At 69.1% G+C, this 15,654-nt stretch carries 14 protein-coding genes and 1 pseudogene; 11 read left to right on the top strand and 4 right to left on the bottom strand.

Going from position 1 to position 15,654, the window contains the following annotated elements:
• Positions 1–34 precede the first annotated feature (34 nt).
• Positions 35–912 (top strand): annotated as a pseudogene (locus tag HWX55_RS06875) (LysR family transcriptional regulator).
• Between the two features lie 162 nt (positions 913–1,074).
• Positions 1,075–2,058 (top strand): ABC transporter substrate-binding protein, encoded by a 984-nt coding sequence (locus tag HWX55_RS06870; RefSeq protein ID WP_175974955.1) that lies wholly within the window; start codon positions 1,075–1,077, stop codon positions 2,056–2,058.
• Between the two features lie 22 nt (positions 2,059–2,080).
• Here the strand turns inward: HWX55_RS06870 and HWX55_RS06865 are convergent, their stop codons facing one another.
• A complete protein-coding gene (locus tag HWX55_RS06865; RefSeq protein WP_175974953.1) occupies positions 2,081–2,455 on the bottom strand; it encodes a phage protein NinX family protein in 375 nt (124 codons plus the stop codon).
• A gap of 219 nt (positions 2,456–2,674) precedes the next feature.
• Here HWX55_RS06865 and HWX55_RS06860 point away from each other — a divergent pair, with 219 nt between their 5' ends.
• From HWX55_RS06860 to HWX55_RS06835, 6 genes are all read left to right on the top strand, one after another.
• Positions 2,675–3,742, top strand: a complete 1,068-nt coding sequence (locus HWX55_RS06860) for an ABC transporter substrate-binding protein (RefSeq protein ID WP_175974952.1) — start codon at positions 2,675–2,677, stop codon at positions 3,740–3,742.
• A gap of 14 nt (positions 3,743–3,756) precedes the next feature.
• Positions 3,757–4,599 (top strand): ABC transporter permease, encoded by an 843-nt coding sequence (locus HWX55_RS06855; protein ID WP_175974950.1) that lies wholly within the window; start codon positions 3,757–3,759, stop codon positions 4,597–4,599.
• Between the two features lie 24 nt (positions 4,600–4,623).
• On the top strand, positions 4,624–5,439 hold the full coding sequence (locus tag HWX55_RS06850; protein WP_175974948.1) for an ABC transporter permease: 816 nt from the start codon (positions 4,624–4,626) through the stop codon (positions 5,437–5,439).
• A gap of 49 nt (positions 5,440–5,488) precedes the next feature.
• Complete coding sequence (locus tag HWX55_RS06845; protein ID WP_175974947.1) at positions 5,489–6,334, top strand: ABC transporter ATP-binding protein; 846 nt, start codon at positions 5,489–5,491, stop codon at positions 6,332–6,334.
• A gap of 148 nt (positions 6,335–6,482) precedes the next feature.
• Positions 6,483–7,436, top strand: coding sequence for a TauD/TfdA family dioxygenase (locus HWX55_RS06840; RefSeq protein WP_175974945.1), 954 nt, complete (start codon positions 6,483–6,485; stop codon positions 7,434–7,436).
• 149 nt (positions 7,437–7,585) lie between these two features.
• Complete coding sequence (locus HWX55_RS06835; RefSeq protein WP_175974942.1) at positions 7,586–8,533, top strand: TauD/TfdA family dioxygenase; 948 nt, start codon at positions 7,586–7,588, stop codon at positions 8,531–8,533.
• Positions 8,534–8,578: 45 nt separating this feature from the next.
• On the opposite strand, the gene HWX55_RS06830 is transcribed toward HWX55_RS06835, so the two are convergent.
• Positions 8,579–10,240 (bottom strand): ABC transporter substrate-binding protein, encoded by a 1,662-nt coding sequence (locus tag HWX55_RS06830; protein WP_175974941.1) that lies wholly within the window; start codon positions 10,238–10,240, stop codon positions 8,579–8,581.
• Positions 10,241–10,597: 357 nt separating this feature from the next.
• Between HWX55_RS06830 and HWX55_RS06825 the strand changes: the two genes are divergently transcribed.
• Both HWX55_RS06825 and HWX55_RS06820 read left to right on the top strand, forming a co-directional pair.
• On the top strand, positions 10,598–11,005 hold the full coding sequence (locus HWX55_RS06825; RefSeq protein WP_050017347.1) for a DUF427 domain-containing protein: 408 nt from the start codon (positions 10,598–10,600) through the stop codon (positions 11,003–11,005).
• Positions 11,006–11,518: 513 nt separating this feature from the next.
• On the top strand, positions 11,519–12,514 hold the full coding sequence (locus HWX55_RS06820; protein ID WP_175974939.1) for a sulfonate ABC transporter substrate-binding protein: 996 nt from the start codon (positions 11,519–11,521) through the stop codon (positions 12,512–12,514).
• Positions 12,515–12,518: 4 nt separating this feature from the next.
• Here HWX55_RS06820 and HWX55_RS06815 read toward each other — a convergent pair whose 3' ends face one another.
• A complete protein-coding gene (locus HWX55_RS06815) occupies positions 12,519–13,103 on the bottom strand; it encodes a putative glycolipid-binding domain-containing protein (RefSeq protein ID WP_175974937.1) in 585 nt (194 codons plus the stop codon).
• 207 nt (positions 13,104–13,310) lie between these two features.
• Between HWX55_RS06815 and HWX55_RS06810 the strand changes: the two genes are divergently transcribed.
• A complete protein-coding gene (locus tag HWX55_RS06810; protein ID WP_175974935.1) occupies positions 13,311–14,219 on the top strand; it encodes a LysR family transcriptional regulator in 909 nt (302 codons plus the stop codon).
• A 4-nt stretch (positions 14,220–14,223) separates the two neighbouring features.
• Here the strand turns inward: HWX55_RS06810 and potE are convergent, their stop codons facing one another.
• The gene (gene potE, locus HWX55_RS06805) at positions 14,224–15,609 is read right to left on the bottom strand and encodes a putrescine-ornithine antiporter (RefSeq protein ID WP_175974933.1); all 1,386 of its coding nucleotides are present in this window, start codon (positions 15,607–15,609) and stop codon (positions 14,224–14,226) included.
• Between the last annotated feature and the right edge of the window lie 45 nt (positions 15,610–15,654).

The following is a 15,654-nucleotide window of genomic DNA, read 5'->3' as shown; positions in this document are numbered from 1 at the left end:
CTTCAATGCCATTTCGTTGACGAAAAGTGCAACCATGAGCCAGCTCGAATTCCGTCACGTGCGCGCCTTCCTGAGCGTCGCGCAACATCTGCACTTCGCGCGCGCGGCCGATGCGCTCGACATGGCGCCGCCCGCGCTCACGCGGCAGATCCAGGAAGCCGAGCGCGTGCTCGGCGTGCGGCTCTTTCACCGGTCGCGCCGCGCGGTCACGCTGAGCGCGGCCGGCGAAGCCTATCTCGCGGAAGCGCGGGCCGCGTTCGACCATCTGCAGCGCGGTCGCGAACTCGCCGCGCTGGCCGAACGCGGCGAACTCGGCCGGATCGAGATCGGCTATGTGTCGTCGGCCGTCTATTCGGGCACGCTGCAGCGCACGGTCGGCGCGTTCCGCACCGCGCACCCGCGCATCGAGCTGAACCTGCGCGAAGTGCCGATGGACGACGTCGCGAACCAGCTCGACGCAGGCCGCCTCGACCTCGCGTACGTGCGCCCGCCGTTGCCGCTGCCCGGCGGCCTGCGGATCGTCACGCTGCAGCGCGACGTGTTCGTCGCGGCCGTGCCGGCCGATTCGCGCCATGCGGCGATGGCACCGTGCGCGCGGCGGACCTCGCCGACGCGCGCTTCGCGGTGCCCGAACAGGAGCTCGGCACGCTCGAAGTCGCGCGCCGCGGCCGCTTCGCGCCGGTCGTGGCCGCGCGGCCGGGCGGCCTGCTGGCGGTGCTCGCGTGCGTGTCGGTGAACGGCTGCGTCGCGGTGATTCCCGATGCGCTCGCGGCTTGCGTGTCGCTGCCGGGCGTCGTGTACCGGCCGATCGCCGGCAAGCCGATCATGTCGGCGCTCGCGCTGGCGCACCGACGGTTCGAAAAGGCGCCTGCGGTGCGGGCATTCCTGCGCACGGTCGCGCCGGCCGCGTAAGGCGCGCTCGCAAGGCTCGGGCGTCGGGTCAGCGGCGGCCGCATCGACGGTCATCACGCGAATATGCATTCCACGATTCGATGTTTGTCGGCCGGAAACCGATTCCGTAACCTGCCCGGCAGCCGCGCCGCCCGCGCGCGGATCACCGAGGACACGCCGCCGATGACCCACTCCTTCGCCACCGCGCGCCGCCGCACGCTGCAGCGCCTTGCCGCCCTCGCCGCCGCGCCGCTCGCGGGCGGCCTCGCGCTGCCCGCCCGCGCGGCCGGCGACCTGTCGGGCGTCACGCTCGTCCTCGGCGACCAGGCCGGCGGCCTGCGGGCGCTGGCCGAAGCCGCCCGCGTGCTCGACGGCGCGCCGTACCGGTTCCGCTGGGCCAACTTCCAGGGCGCCGCGCCGCTGTTCGAAGCGCAGCGTGCGGGCGCGATCGACCTCGCACCGGCTGGCGACCTGCCGGTCCTGACGGCCGCGCTCGGCGATCCGTCGTTGCGGATCGTCGCGACGCGCGTCGGCTCGCCGACGTCGCTCGGCATCGTCGTGCAGCCCGAATCGCCGGTTCGCACGGTGGCCGACCTGAAAGGGCACACCGTCGTCGTGTCGTCGGCGCGCGGCAGCATCTCGCAATACCAGTTGTACGGCGCGCTGCGCGAACACGGGCTCGCGCCGCGCGACGTCGACGTGCGCTTCGTGCTGCCGGTGGACGCGTTCGCCGCGTTCGAGGCGAAGCGGATCGGCATCTGGGCCACGTTCGATCCGTACTACGGGCATGCGGTGCGACGCGGCGCGCGCATCGTCCGCGACGGCAGCGGCATCAATTCGGGGCTCGCGTTCCTCACGTCGCCAGTCGACACGCTCGACGATCGCGGCAAGCGCGCGGCGCTGGCGGACGTGCTCGCACGGCTCGCCCGCGCGGGCCAATGGGCGCTCGCGCACCCGGCCGACTACGCGAGCGTCTATGCGTCGCTCACGCGCCTGCCGCCCGACGCGGCCACCGATATCGCGCGCCGGGCCGCGCTCGCGCAACGCAGCCTCAGCGACGCCGACATCGCCGTGCTGCAGCGCGTCGCCGATCGCGCGGCGGCGGACGCGATCCTGCCGCGCCGCGTCGACGTCGCGTCGATCGCCGTCCGGCAGGTGTCCGCCTGAGCGACGCGGCGCGAGGACGTGCTCAGCGCGGCCGCGCCATATCGAGATCCGGCACGTCGTCGCCGAACGTCGACGCGACGAGCGTGCGCATCGCGGCGATCAGCAGCGTCGGCCCCGACTGGTTGAACGTGCAGCGCTCGCCCGCAGCCGGCACGGCGCGGTGCAGCACGGCATGCCACGCGCCCCGCCCGCCGTCGCGCTCGAACGCGGCGAACGGCAGCCGCTCGACGATCGGGCCGCCGTCCGCCCAGGACGATGAGGGCGCGAACGGTGTCGGCACGCCGCCTGGTTCGCGGACTGACGTGCATCCGGACGCGTCGGTACGCGGCGCATCGTGGCCTTCCGCCATCGCGACCCAGTAATCCAGCGGCGCGCCTGTCAGATCCTGGACTTGCATGGGCGTCTCCGCATCACCGTTCTCTTGAACGACATCCTGGCTATCGCACGCACAGCCGCCAGGACTGCGTTCCAGGCGCGACATGGTTTCATCCCTCGTCGCGCTGCGATAAGCATAGTTCAAATCGTTTCTTGTCCGCCCCAAACGCGTCATCGAGAATGATCCGACGGACCGACACCCGGCACCGCCGCCCCAACCCTACTCCTGACCGATCGATTCATGCTCCCACTGCGCCTGCTGCGATCGCTGCTGATCGCGTCCCTTTTTGCGTTGCCGGCCACCGCCGCGCACGCGGACAAACTCACCACCCTGCGCATCGGCGTCGCCCAGCAAGGCGCCGGCGATCCACCGACGTTCGGCGGATCGAGCGCCGCCACCGTGCAATTGCAGCAGCTCGTCGAAAAGGAATTCGCCGCCGACGGCATCAAGGTGGAATGGCTGTTCTTCAAGGGCGCCGGCCCGGCCGTCAACGAGGCGATCGCGAACAAGGCGCTCGACTTCGCGTACCAGGGCGACCTGCCGGCCGTACTCGCGCGTTCGAACGGGATCAAGACGCGCCTGCTGCTTGCCGCGAGCGTACGCTCGGGCATCAAGATCGCGGTGCCGCCCGACTCCGCGATCCGCTCGATCAAGGACCTGAAGGACCGCCGCGTGTCGATCTTCCGCGGCACCAACCTGCAGCTCGTCGCCGACAACGCGCTCGCGAAGAACGGTCTCGGCGAACGCGACCTGCGCGTGATCAATCTCGACGCCGCCAGCTCGCTCGCCGCGCTCGCGTCGAAAGGGATCGATGCGTCGGTCGGCGACTACGCGCTCTACAAGCTGCGCGACGCGGGCCTCGCGAAGATCATCTACGAGTCGCAGAACGACGGGCCGCAACTGACGCGCCAGACCCACCTGCTGGTGCTCGACGATTTCGACCGCGCGCACCCGGACATCGTGCAGCGCGTCGTCACCGCGTTCGTGAAGGGCGCGCAATGGTCGTCGGACGAGGCGAACCGCGATGCGCTGTTCAAGCTGTGGACGAAAAGCGGCGTGCCGTATTCGTCGTGGCAGGCCGACTACGCGAACCAGCGCCTGAAGGACCGCCTGTCCCCGCTGATCGATCCGTTCGTCGTCGCGCGCTACAAGGCCGTCGCTCAAGATGCGCTGAACCTCAAGCTGATCCGCCAGCCGGTCGACGTCGACGGCTGGTTCGAGCCGAAGTATCTCGACAACGCACTACGCACGTTGAAGCTCGAAAACTACTGGCCGCGTTATGACGCGGCCGGCAAGCCCCTCTCCTGACCGGACCGGCCCCGATGAGCGACACCGCGTTTCCCGTCCCGTCGTCCGAGTCGCACACGCTCGCCGTGCCGCCGCGCCGCGCGGCAGCGCTGAACCGGCTCGCGTGGCAGCTCGCGCCGTGGGTGCTGCCCGCGCTGCTGTTCGCGTTGTGGAGCGTCGGCAGCGCGCGCGGCTGGATCGCGCCGCAAATCCTGCCGCCGCCCGAACGCGTGGTCGACACGCTGGCCGAACTCGCGTCGAGCGGCGACCTCGTGCGCCACACGCTGATCAGCCTGCAGCGCGTGCTGGTCGGCTTCGCGGCCGGCACGCTGCTCGGTGTAACGATCGGCGTCGCACTCGGGCTGTCGCGCACGCTCGAAGCCTACGTGCTGCCGAGCTTCAACGCGCTCGTGCAGATTCCGGTGCTCGGCTGGCTGCCGTTCCTGCTGCTGCTCGTGGGCGTCGGCGAGCCGCTGAAGTACCTGCTGATCGCGCATGCGGCGCTCGTCCCCGTCACGCTGAGCACGTTGCAGGGGTTTCACCAGACGCCGCCCGCGCTCGACGAAGTCGCGCGCGGGTTCGGCTACACGCGCCGGCAACGCATCGTCCACGTCGTGCTGCCGGCTGCGATCCCGATGCTCGCGACCGGCGTGCGGCTCGCGTTCACGAAGTCGTGGCTCGCGCTCGTCGTGGTCGAACTCGTCGCGTCGTCCGAAGGGCTCGGCTACCTGATCGTGTACGGACGGCAACTGTTCCAGCTCGATCTCGTGATGGCGGCCGTGGTCGTGGTCGGCGCGGTCGGCCTGCTGATCAATCGGGTGCTCGACGCGCTCGAGGCCCGCCTGCGCCGCGGCGTGCCGTCCGCGTTTCGCGGCTGAGCCGCCCTCGAAGGAGAATCGCCCGTGCCGCATGCCGCTACACCGTCGCTCACAGCGCCCACCACGACCGCCCGCCGCCTGCATGCGCCCGACTGGCGCGGCGTCGTGCTGCCGCTCGCCGCGTTTGCGTGCTGGTGGGCCCTCGCTTCCGCACACCTCGTGAAAAGCGGGCTGTTCGTCGGCCCGGCCGACGTGCTGCACACCGCGTGGGCGCAGGCCACGAGCGGCGCGCTCGGCCGAGCGCTGTCGGCGTCGCTCGCGCGCGAAGCGTGCGGGTTCGCGATCGGCGCGACGGGCGGGCTGTTGCTCGGCGCCCTGCTCGGGCTGTCGCGCGTCGCCGCGCGGATGGTCGGCCCGAGCTTCGACACGTTCAAGCAGATCTCGCTGTTCGCGTGGATTCCGCTGATTTCCGTGTGGTTCGGCCTCGGCGACGTCGCGAAGGTCGTGTTCCTGTCGCTCGCGGCGCTGCTGCCCGTCGCCGCCCATACCTGCGACGGCATTCACGCGGTGCCGCGCACGTATGTCGACGTCGCCCGCGCGCTGCGCTACTCGCGACTCCAACTGATCCGCTACGTGATCCTGCCGGCCGCGCTGCCGTCGATCTTCACCGGCCTGTATCTCGGCCTGATCTATTCGTGGCTCGCGACGCTCGGCGCCGAATACCTGCTCGTCGCCGGCAGCGGGATCGGCAACACGCTGATCGACGGCAGCGAGCAGTTCCGGATGGATCTCGTGCTGTTCGGAATCATCGTCGTCGGCGTGACCGGCTGGGCACTGAACGCGACCGCGCGGGCGATCGAACGCAAGGTGCTGGCCCGGCGCGGCGACCTCGCTCGCTGAGCGCCCTTTCCTTCCCCTCCTTCCGTATCGCATCCTTTTCCGTACCGCCATGACGACTCTCGCCTCCGATTCGCTCGACATCCTCCATGTCAGCAAGCACTACGCGCAACGCGGCGCGGCGCTCGCCGTGCTCGACGACGTGTCGCTGCACGTGCGCGCCGGCGAATTCGTCACGATCGTCGGCGCCAGCGGCTGCGGCAAGTCGACGCTGCTGCGGCTCGTCGCCGGGCTCGACACCGATTACACCGGCGAAATCCGCGCCGGCGGCGAGCGCGTACGCGACACGTCGCTGCAGCGCGGTATCGTGTTCCAGGATCACCGGCTGTTCCCGTGGCTGACCGTCGAACAGAACATCGGCGCCGCGCTGCGCAACGCGCCGCTGGACGCCGCCGCGAAACGGCGCGCGATCGCGGAACACATCGCGCTCGTCGGACTGAACGGCTTCGAGCACGCGTTTCCGAACCAGTTGTCGGGCGGGATGGCGCAGCGCGTCGCGATCGCGCGCGGTCTCGTGAACCGGCCGCGCGTGCTGCTGCTCGACGAACCGTTCGGCGCGCTCGACGCGCAGACCCGCGCGAAGATGCAGAACGAACTGCTGCGCATCTGGGAACAGGAGCGCATCACGATGATCCTCGTCACGCACGACGTCGACGAAGCCGTCTATCTCGGCGACCGCGTCGTCACGATGGCGCCACGTCCGGGCCGCATCGCGCGCATCGTCGACGTCGCGCTGCCGCGGCCGCGCCGGCGCGATTCGCCGGCATTCGCGCGCTTGCGCGACACGGTGCTCGCCGATTTCGACGACAGCGAACCGCCGGATGACGACGGTTCGGGCGGCAAGCGCATCGACACGGCGCGCCCGCACCGGATCGGCGAATGGCGGCTCGCGTGGTGATCGCATGACGCGCCAAATCGTTCAGCATCACGACACATATCGATCATCGCAGCGCGCACGCTAAGGTTGTGACGATTCATCGGTTCCGGTTCCGCGCCGCGCCTGCTTGAATGGAGACTCGACCGACCCGACTCCCAGGAGACTCCCGATGTCCGATGTCCAGCACGCCGCTCACTCGTCTTCGCCTGCTTCGCACGCCGCGCCACGCACGGCCGCCGTCCCGCTTCAGCTTCGCCAGGTCGCCGGCAGGATCGGCGCCGAGATTGCCGGCGTGCGGCTGTCGGCCACGCTCGACGACGCGACGTTCGACGCGATCAACGCCGCACTGCTGCGCCACAAGGTGCTGTTCTTCCGCGGCCAGCACCATCTCGACGACACCGCGCAGGAAGCGTTCGCCCGCCGCTTCGGCGACACGGTCGCGCACCCGACCGTGCCGTCCGTCGACGGCAGCGCGGCGCTGCTCGAACTCGATTCCGCGCACGGCGCACGCGCCAATTCGTGGCACACCGACGTGACCTTCGTCGACGCGTACCCGAAGATCTCGATCCTGCGCGCGGTCGTGATCCCGCCGTTCGGCGGCGATACCGTATGGGCCAATACGGCCGCCGCGTATGCGCATCTGCCCGATTCGCTGCGCGCGCTCGCCGACACGCTGTGGGCGCTGCATACGAACGCGTACGACTATGCGTCGACGCACGTGCACGCCGACGATACGCAACTGAAGCGCTACCGCGAAGTGTTCACGTCGACCGTCTACGAAACCGAGCACCCGGTCGTGCGCGTGCATCCGGAGACCGGCGAGCGCACGCTCGTGCTGGGGCACTTCGTGCAGAAGATCAAGGGACTGTCGTCGCAGGATTCCGCGCACCTGCTGCAGGTGCTGCACGAACACGTGACGCGCCTCGAGAACACCGTGCGCTGGAACTGGCAGGAAGGCGACGTCGCGATCTGGGACAACCGCGCGACGCAGCACTACGCGATCAACGACTACGGCGATGCGCGCCGCGTCGTGCGCCGCGCGACCGTTCACGGCGACGTGCCGGTCGGCATCGACGGCCGCCAGAGCGTCCTGCTGAAAGGGCCGGGCGCCACGCTGCAATAACGTCCGCGTCACGCGACGGCGCCGTCTCCCGCGCGCCGTCGCGCTCCTTGCTGGAGGACACCCGCCATGAAGCTCGCACCACCGGACCGATACTTGCACGCGCAACGATGTCGTTCCTCCGTCCCGTTCACTTCCGCCAGGAGCGTCGCATGAGCGCCCTACTCGAACCCGCCGCCCACCCGGTCGACGTGATTCCGCTGTCCGCCCATATCGGTGCGGAAATCCGCGGCGTCGACCTCACGCAACCGTTGACCACGCCGCAGATCGCGGCGATCCGCGCCGCGCTGCTGAAATGGCGCGTGATCTTCTTCCGCGAACAATTCCTCACGCACGAGCAGCATGTCGCGTTCTCCGCGCAGTTCGGCGAGCCGACCGTCGGTCACCCGGTGTTCGGGCACGTCGACGGCCACCCGGCCGTCTATTCGATCGCGAAGCATCGCAAGGCGACGCGCTTCGAAGGCGAACCGGTGCGCCGGCCCTGGACCGGCTGGCATACCGACGTGACGGCCGCCGTGAACCCGCCGTGGGCGTCGATCCTGCGCGGCGTGACGATCCCGCCGTACGGCGGCGACACGCACTGGACCGATCTCGTGCGCGCGTACGAAACGCTGTCCGCGCCGCTGCGCGGCTTCGTCGACACGCTGCGCGGCATCCATCGCTTCACGCCGCCGCCCGGCGCGCGCGCGACCGGCGCGTTCGACGACGCGGTCGAGCGCCGCCCGCTCGTGACCGAACATCCGCTCGTGCGCGTGCATCCGGAGACCGGCGAACGCGCGCTGTACGTGAGCCCGAGTTTCCTGAAATCGATCGTCGGGCTGACGCCGCGCGAGAGCCAGGCGCTGCTCGAACTGCTGTGGGAGCACGTGACGCGGCCGGAATTCACGATCCGCTTCAAGTGGGAGCCGCGCAGCATCGCGTTCTGGGACAACCGGGCGACCGCGCATCTCGCGCCCGTCGACATCTTCGATCTCGACTTCGACCGCCAGCTGTATCGCACGACGCTCATCGGCGACGTGCCGGTCGGCCCCGACGGCCGGCCGTCGGTCGCGCTCGAAGGCACGCCGGTCGAAACCGCGGCCGCCGTCGCACTCAACTGATGCAGCGAACGCCGGCGCGTACGAACGCGCCGGCTCCCACTTTCCTCAATCGAGCCACACGCCGTCGAACCGGTGCCCGCCGAGCGGCGAGAACGTCAGCCCGTGCACGCGTTTCGAGATCGGCAGCGATACGATCGACGTCGCGATCGGCGTGAATGGCACCTGGTCCTTGAACACCACCTGCGCCTGCTCGTACAGCGCCGTGCGCTTCGCGACGTCGCCATTCGAGCGTGCGGCGGTCACGAGTTGCTCGAAGTCCTTGTTGCACCACTTCGCGAGATTGCTGCCGTGCACCGCGTCGCAGCCGAGCAGCGTGCCGAGCCAGTTGTCGGGGTCGCCGTTGTCGCCCGACCAGCCGTACAGGATCGCGTCGTGCTGGCCGTCGTGCTTCGCACGGCGGTTGTATTCGCCCCATTCGTAACTGACGATCTTCGCGCGCACGCCGATCTTCGCCCAGTCCTGCTGGATCAGTTGCGCCATCAGCTGCGCGTTCGGGTTGTACGGGCGCTGCACGGGCATCGCCCACAGCGTCAGGTCGAAGCCGTTCGGGAAGCCGGCCTGCGCGAGCAGCGCCTTCGCGGCGGCCGGATCGCGCGGCGCATCCTTCAGACGCGGGTTGTACGACCATTGCGCGGGCGGCATCGGGTTCGTGGCGATCGTCGCGTCGCCGTTGAACACGGTCTTGATGATCGCCGTCTTGTCGATCGCGATGTCGAGCGCGCGCCGCACGTCGACGCGATCGAGCGGCGGATGCTGCGTGTTGTACGCGACGAAGCCGACGTTGAAGCCCGTCCCCGAAAACAGCGTCAGCTTCGGGTCGCGCCGCACCGTCTCCAGATCGGCCGGCCGCGGAAACGCCGACACCTGGCATTCGCCGGCCACGAGCTTCTGCAATCGCGCGGCCGGATCGGGCGTGATCGCGAACACGAGGCGCGCAAGCTTCACGTCGTCGGGCTTCCAGTAGTCGGGATTCGCGTCGTAGCGGATCAACGCGTCCTTCTGGTACGTACGCAGCACGAACGGCCCGGTGCCGACCGGGAACTGGTTGATGTCAGACTCGCGATGGCGCGCCGCGAGCTGCCCCGCATATTCGGCCGACAGCACCGACGCGAACGCCATCGCGAGATTGCGCACGAACACGACGTCGGGCGACTTCAGCACGAAGCGCACCGTGTAGTCGTCGACCTTCTCGATACGCTCGACGTTGTGGTCGAAGCCCAGATCGCTGAAATACGGGAAGCTGACCGGATAAGCCTTGCGGAACGGATCGTCCGGGTCGAGCATCCGGCGGAACGTGAACACGACGTCGTCGGCCTGGAACGGCCGCGTCGGCTTGAACCATGCAGTGGTCTGGAATTTCACGCCGCGCCGCAGGTGGAACGTGATCGTGCGCTGGTCGGGCGACACGTCCCAGCTCGTCGCGAGCGCCGGTTCGAGATCGAGCGTGCCGCGCTTGAACTGCACGAGCCCGTTGTAGACCGGGTACGTGCTCGCATCGAAATCGGTGCTCGTCGTGTGCTGGCCGGGATCGAAGCCGGCGGGGCTGCCTTCGGTGCAGTACACGAGCGTCTTGCCCGCCGGCGCCGCGAGTGCGTGCGTCGCGGCGCCGGCCAGCAGCAGCGACGCGGCGATGCAGCGGAGCGCGGCAGCGGCAGGCGATACGCCGCGCGAACGGTGCGCGGCTGACGAAACGAAAGGATTCTTCATGGTGATGGACGGAAGAAAGAGGTGTCATGCGAATGACGACCGTCGATCTTCGCGCGCCGCCCGCCGATCGCTTACCAATTAATTCCGCGTTGCTTATCGTCGCGGATGCATCCCGCTGCCGCTGCATCGGAATGGCCATGCGAGCGCCGTGGACATGCCGAATACCGTTGCGGCGGCCCGCCCCGGGCGTGCGCATCGAAACCATTCGCGCCGCCGGTCTTCCGGCCCTCTGCAGGTTCTCCGGAATGGGTGCATCGTATCGGTTGGCCGACGCCGGCATCGGCGCGCGGGAATCCGCCCGGCGTGCACATGTCGGCACGGCGCGTCCGTGCGCGCCGCTCTTCCTGGAGGACCCAGATGTCGATCAACCCCGATACGCCCTCTCGTCCCGTGAAGTCGCCGGGCCCCGATCACCCGATCCTGATCGAACCGCATTCGTCGCGCGTGATCGTGAAGGTCGCCGGCAAGGTCGTCGCCGATACGCGCCATGCGCTGGTGCTGCGCGAGGCCAGCTATCCGGCGGTGCTGTACATTCCGCGCGAGGATGCCGACATGTCGCTGCTCGAACGCACCGACCACGCGACCTACTGCCCGTACAAGGGCGATTGCGCGTACTACTCGATTCCGGCCGGCGGCGAACGCTCGACCAACGCGGTGTGGACGTACGAGCATCCGAATCCGGCCGTCGAATCGATTCGCGGGCACCTCGCGTTCTATCCGGACCGCGTCGATTCGATCGAGGAAAGCCTGCTCGTCACCGCGTGAGCGCGGCGGCGCGCCGCCGCGTCACCGTTCACGCATCGTCCGGCCGCTGATTTGCATATGCGGATTCATTGGTTGGCCGCCGTCCCGCCGGGCCTTATCGTTTCGACTCGTCTCGACTCCGGCGCGGGCCGGCCCGTTGCGCGCGTCGCCCGCATCCGGCCCGGTCCCGCGCCGGCCGCGCCGCCTTCGCGCGCGCCCCGTGAACCCGCCAGCAGGACGCCTTAGGGCGTGTTCACGCTAATAACGGGTTTGCGAACGTGCCTTTCCGCCCGCAGTGCAAGGAGTAAGGAGCGCCGTTTGGCCGTGCCAAACAAGCGACGCACGACGCCGCAATGTGGGCGGAAAGGCACGTTCCCCTGTTTGGAAAAATTCATTCGCGGGGCTGGCCCCCAGAAGGGCCGATCGCCGCGTCATGCTCCTCGCGAATACGTCGAGTATTCGCTTCGTCGCAATCCTCGCGCTCGGCCCTTCTGGGGGCCAGCGCAAACCCGTTATTAGCGTGAACACGCCCTAATGAACGACACACCGCACACAGACCTTGAAACGACCCCGGCGAACCCGCGCCGCCGCCAGTGGCTGCATGGCGCGGCCGCCGGACTGGCCGGGCTCGCGCTCGGCCCGCTCGCGGCCGTGCCCGCCCGCGCCGCCGCTGACAGCGGCACGCGGCTGCGCGTCGGCTTCCAGAAATACGGCAACTTCGTCGTGCTCAAGGCGCGCGGCACGCTCGAGAAGCGTCTCGCGAGCCAGGGCGTCGCCGTGCAATGGCTCGAATTCCCGGCCGGCCCGCAACTGCTCGAAGGGCTGAACGCCGGCGCGATCGACGTCGGCACGGTCGGCGAAACTCCGCCGATCTTCGCGCAGGCCGGCGGCGTCGAGTTCGTCTACATCGGCAACGAGCCACCCGCGCCGCAGGGCGAGGCGATCGTCGTGCTGCCCGATTCGCCGATCCGCACCGTCGCGCAACTGCGCGGCAAGAAGGTCGCGTTCAACAAGGGTTCGAACGTCCACTACCTGCTGGTGAAGGCGCTCGAACATGCGGGCCTCACGTATGCCGACATCCAGCCGATCTACCTGACGCCGGCCGACGCGCGCGCCGCGTTCGTGCAGCGCAGCGTCGATGCGTGGGTGATCTGGGATCCGTACCTGGCCGCAGCCGAACGGCAGCTCGGCGCGCGCGTGGTCGCGAACGGCGAAGGGCTCGTGCGCAACACGCAGTATTACCTCGCGGCGCGCAAGTACGCGGCCGCACACCCGCAGGTGCTGCGCGCGCTGCTCGACGAAGTCGACGCGGTCGATCGCTGGGCGCGCGATCACGTGCCGGAGGTCGCCGCGCAACTGTCGCCGCTCGTCGGCCTCGACGCGCCGACGCTCGAAGTCGCGCTCAAGCGTGCCGGCTACGGCGTGCAGCCGATCACCGATGCGACGGTCGCGTACCAGCAGAGCATTGCCGACGCGTTCAGTACGCTGAAGCTGATTCCGGGCAAGCTGTCGGTCGCCAGCGCGCGGTGACGCGTCACGACGCAGCCACTCCGCCGATGCGCCGCCATTCGTCGTAGTCGGTGACGAGGCCCGCATCGTCGATCCCGATATCGGCCGCATACGTACCGCTCTCGTAGCGGTACACGTACGGCGCCGTGCGCGTATAGCGCTGCTCGCCGCGCACGATGGCGAGATCCGGGAAACGCAGCCACGCGGTGCGAATCTCCGCCGACTCGCCGACGGCGAGCGCCAGCCGGCGGATCGGCAGCGTATTGGTCGACGGACTGAAGCCGAGATCGATGTCGGTCGCGCCCGCGAGCGCCGGCGCAGCGATACCGTCGATCGTCCACTGCCCCGCGTCGCACGCGATGTCCCATTGCCGGGGCGGCGCGGTGCCGGTCCAGTGCGTCACGCGCGCCGAGCGCGTGAGCCAGTCGGCGCCGCATGCGACCGCGTAGTCGATACGAAACGGCGTGCCGTCGATCGCGCCCGCCACCGCACCCGCCAGCGCGATGCCCGTTCGCGACTCCTCGAGCCGGCACCATTCGGCCGCCTGCCACGTCTGCACGATCTGCCATGCGACGCAATGCGTCCGTCGCGCTTCATTCCGTTGCGTCATGTCGCGTCTCCTGTCGGCCGGACGAAAGAAGGCCGATTTTCGCTCACGGCGCGGACGAACGCACGCGGCTTCGGCAGCACCATCGGCGCACCGGCCGATAGTCAGTATCGGTCCGACGCACACCATCGCGTCGACGCCGCTTTGGTACCATCCGTCGATCGGTAAAAATCGAACCGGAAAACATCGGAAAACACGAGGCGCGACTGCATGGATTTGTTGGCGATGATGCGCATCTACGTGAGAGTCGTGGAGCGCGGCACGATGTCCGGCGCGGCGCGGGATCTCGACATGGGCCAACCGGCCGTCAGCGAGCGCATCGAGAAACTCGAAAAGCATCTGGGCACGCGGCTGCTGATGCGCAGTGCGCGCACGCTCGCATGCACGGAGGAAGGCCGCCTCTTCTACGAGCGCAGCAAGGCGCTGCTCGAAGCGGCCGAACTGGCCGTGGCGTCGGTGTCGAGGACGGAGAACGCGCTCGACGGCACGATCCGGCTCGCGGCGCCGCAGTGTTTCGGCGAGGTCGTGCTGCCGGCCGTGCTGATGCAGATCCGCACCGCGTATCCGAAGCTGCACATCGACCTGGTGCTGAACGACGAGATCGTCGATCCGGTCACCGAGGGCGTCGACATTTCGATCCGGGCCGGCCAGCTCCGCGACGGCGGCTTCGTCGCCTACGCGCTCGGCGCGGTCGGCCGCGTGCTCGTCGCCGCGCCGTCGTATCTCGAGCGGCACGGCCCGCTCGACACGAAGGCCGATCTCGCGAACCATCCGTTCATCCGGGTGAAAGGCGTGTTCGCGAACGAGCAGGTGCCGCTGCGGCGCGACGGCGGTGCCGTCGAATACGCGCGCATCCGCACGGTCATGACCGCGAGCCACTGGCGCCCGATGTTCGACACGATCGCGGCGGGCGGCGGTATCGGCGTGGTCCAGCACCCTGCTTGCGCCGACGCGCTCGCGCACGGCCGGCTCGTCCGCCTCTTGCCGCACTACGACGTGCCCGACTTCGCGCTCAATGTGCTAGTGCACGCGCAGCGGCCGCTGCCGCCGCGCGTGCGAGCCGTCGTCGATCTGTTGAAACGCACCCTGCCGCCGCTGCTGACGACGCCCGACCGCTAGGGCTTCACGCCTGCAGCGACTTCCCCGGCTCCTTCACGTGCGCGTCGACTTCCATCTGGTAGAAGCGCGCGCTGACGAAGCCGAACAGCGTCCAGCCGAGGAACACGCACAGGCCGCCGAGCATCAGCGCCTGCTCGCCCGAACTGTAGAGCGCGTAGAAGCTGTACGCGGTCGCGACCATCGCGACCGCGTTCGTCACCAGCGCCTTGCCCGGCGGCACCTTCGCGACCTTCTGGATCGTGATCAGCGCGGCCATCGACATCACGTAGGGCACGAGGTTCGTGACGACCGCGAGATCGACGATCTTCTGGAACTGGCTGCTCAGCTCCGGGCTGATCGTCAACAGCGCCAGCGCGACCTGCGCGACCAGCAGGATCACCATGCCGACGATCGGCGTGCCCGTGCGCGTCGCGCGGGCGAACACCGGCAGGAAATAGCCGACGTCCGCCGAACTCTTGAACACCTGCGCGACCGTGAACTGCCAGCCGAGCAGCGAGCCGATGCACGCGATCACCATCAGCGCGGTGACGATCGTGCCGACGGTCGGCGTGAACATCGTCGCGAACGCGAGGCCGAACGGCGCGTTCGACGCCGCGAGGATCGCGTTGGGCACGATCCCGGCGATCACGTTGGTCGACACGATATAGAAGATCGCCGACGCGATCGTGCCGCCGAGCACGGCGATCGGCACGTTGCGCTCCGGATTCTCGACGGCGTCCGCGTTCGCGCACGCCGATTCGAGCCCGAGGAACGCCCACAGCGTCACCGCGATCGAGCCGCCGACGGCCGGCCCGAACGGCAGGTTGTGCGGATTCCACGCGGCGCCCCAGGTCGCGCCGCTGAACCAGAACCAGCCGATCAGCGATACGACGACGACCGGAATGATCACGCCCCACACCGTCACCGCGCCGATCCGGCCGGTGATGCGCGAGCCGCCGAAGTTCGCGACCGTCGTCAGCACGAGCAGGAAGATTGTCCACAGGCCCGTCTGCAGCGGCGACAGCGTCGCGTCGAACAGCACGGTGCCGTAGCCGACCGCCGTGACGCCGATCGCGACGTTGGCGATCACGAGCGACAGCCCGTACGTGTAGTTCGCCATGTAGTTGCCGGCCTTGCCGAACGCGTATTCCGCGTAGCCGCCCATCCCGCCCGGCTTGCGGCTCAGCATCCCGCAGCGCGCGAACGCATAGGCGAGCGCGAGCGAGCCGCCGGCCGTGACGATCCACGACAGCAGCGAGATCGTGCCGACCTGCGCGAGCTTCGCCGGCAGCAGGATGATGCCGGAGCCCATCATGTTGACCGCGGTGAGAATGGTGAGCTGCCAGACGTTCATCCGGTTCTTCGGCGCGGCCGCCGGGGCCGCGTCGGCCAGGTGCGCTGCGTTGTCCATGGTGTTCGATCCTTCGATGTGAGGCCGTCGCGCGGCCGGTCGCTC

Origin of the sequence: Burkholderia sp. BCC1047 (assembly GCF_902833155.1) — a bacterium.
Taxonomy (GTDB): Bacteria; Pseudomonadota; Gammaproteobacteria; order Burkholderiales; family Burkholderiaceae; genus Burkholderia; species Burkholderia sola.
Note: the sequence above shows the minus strand (reverse complement) of the source record. Positions and strands in the feature narration are given on the sequence as shown.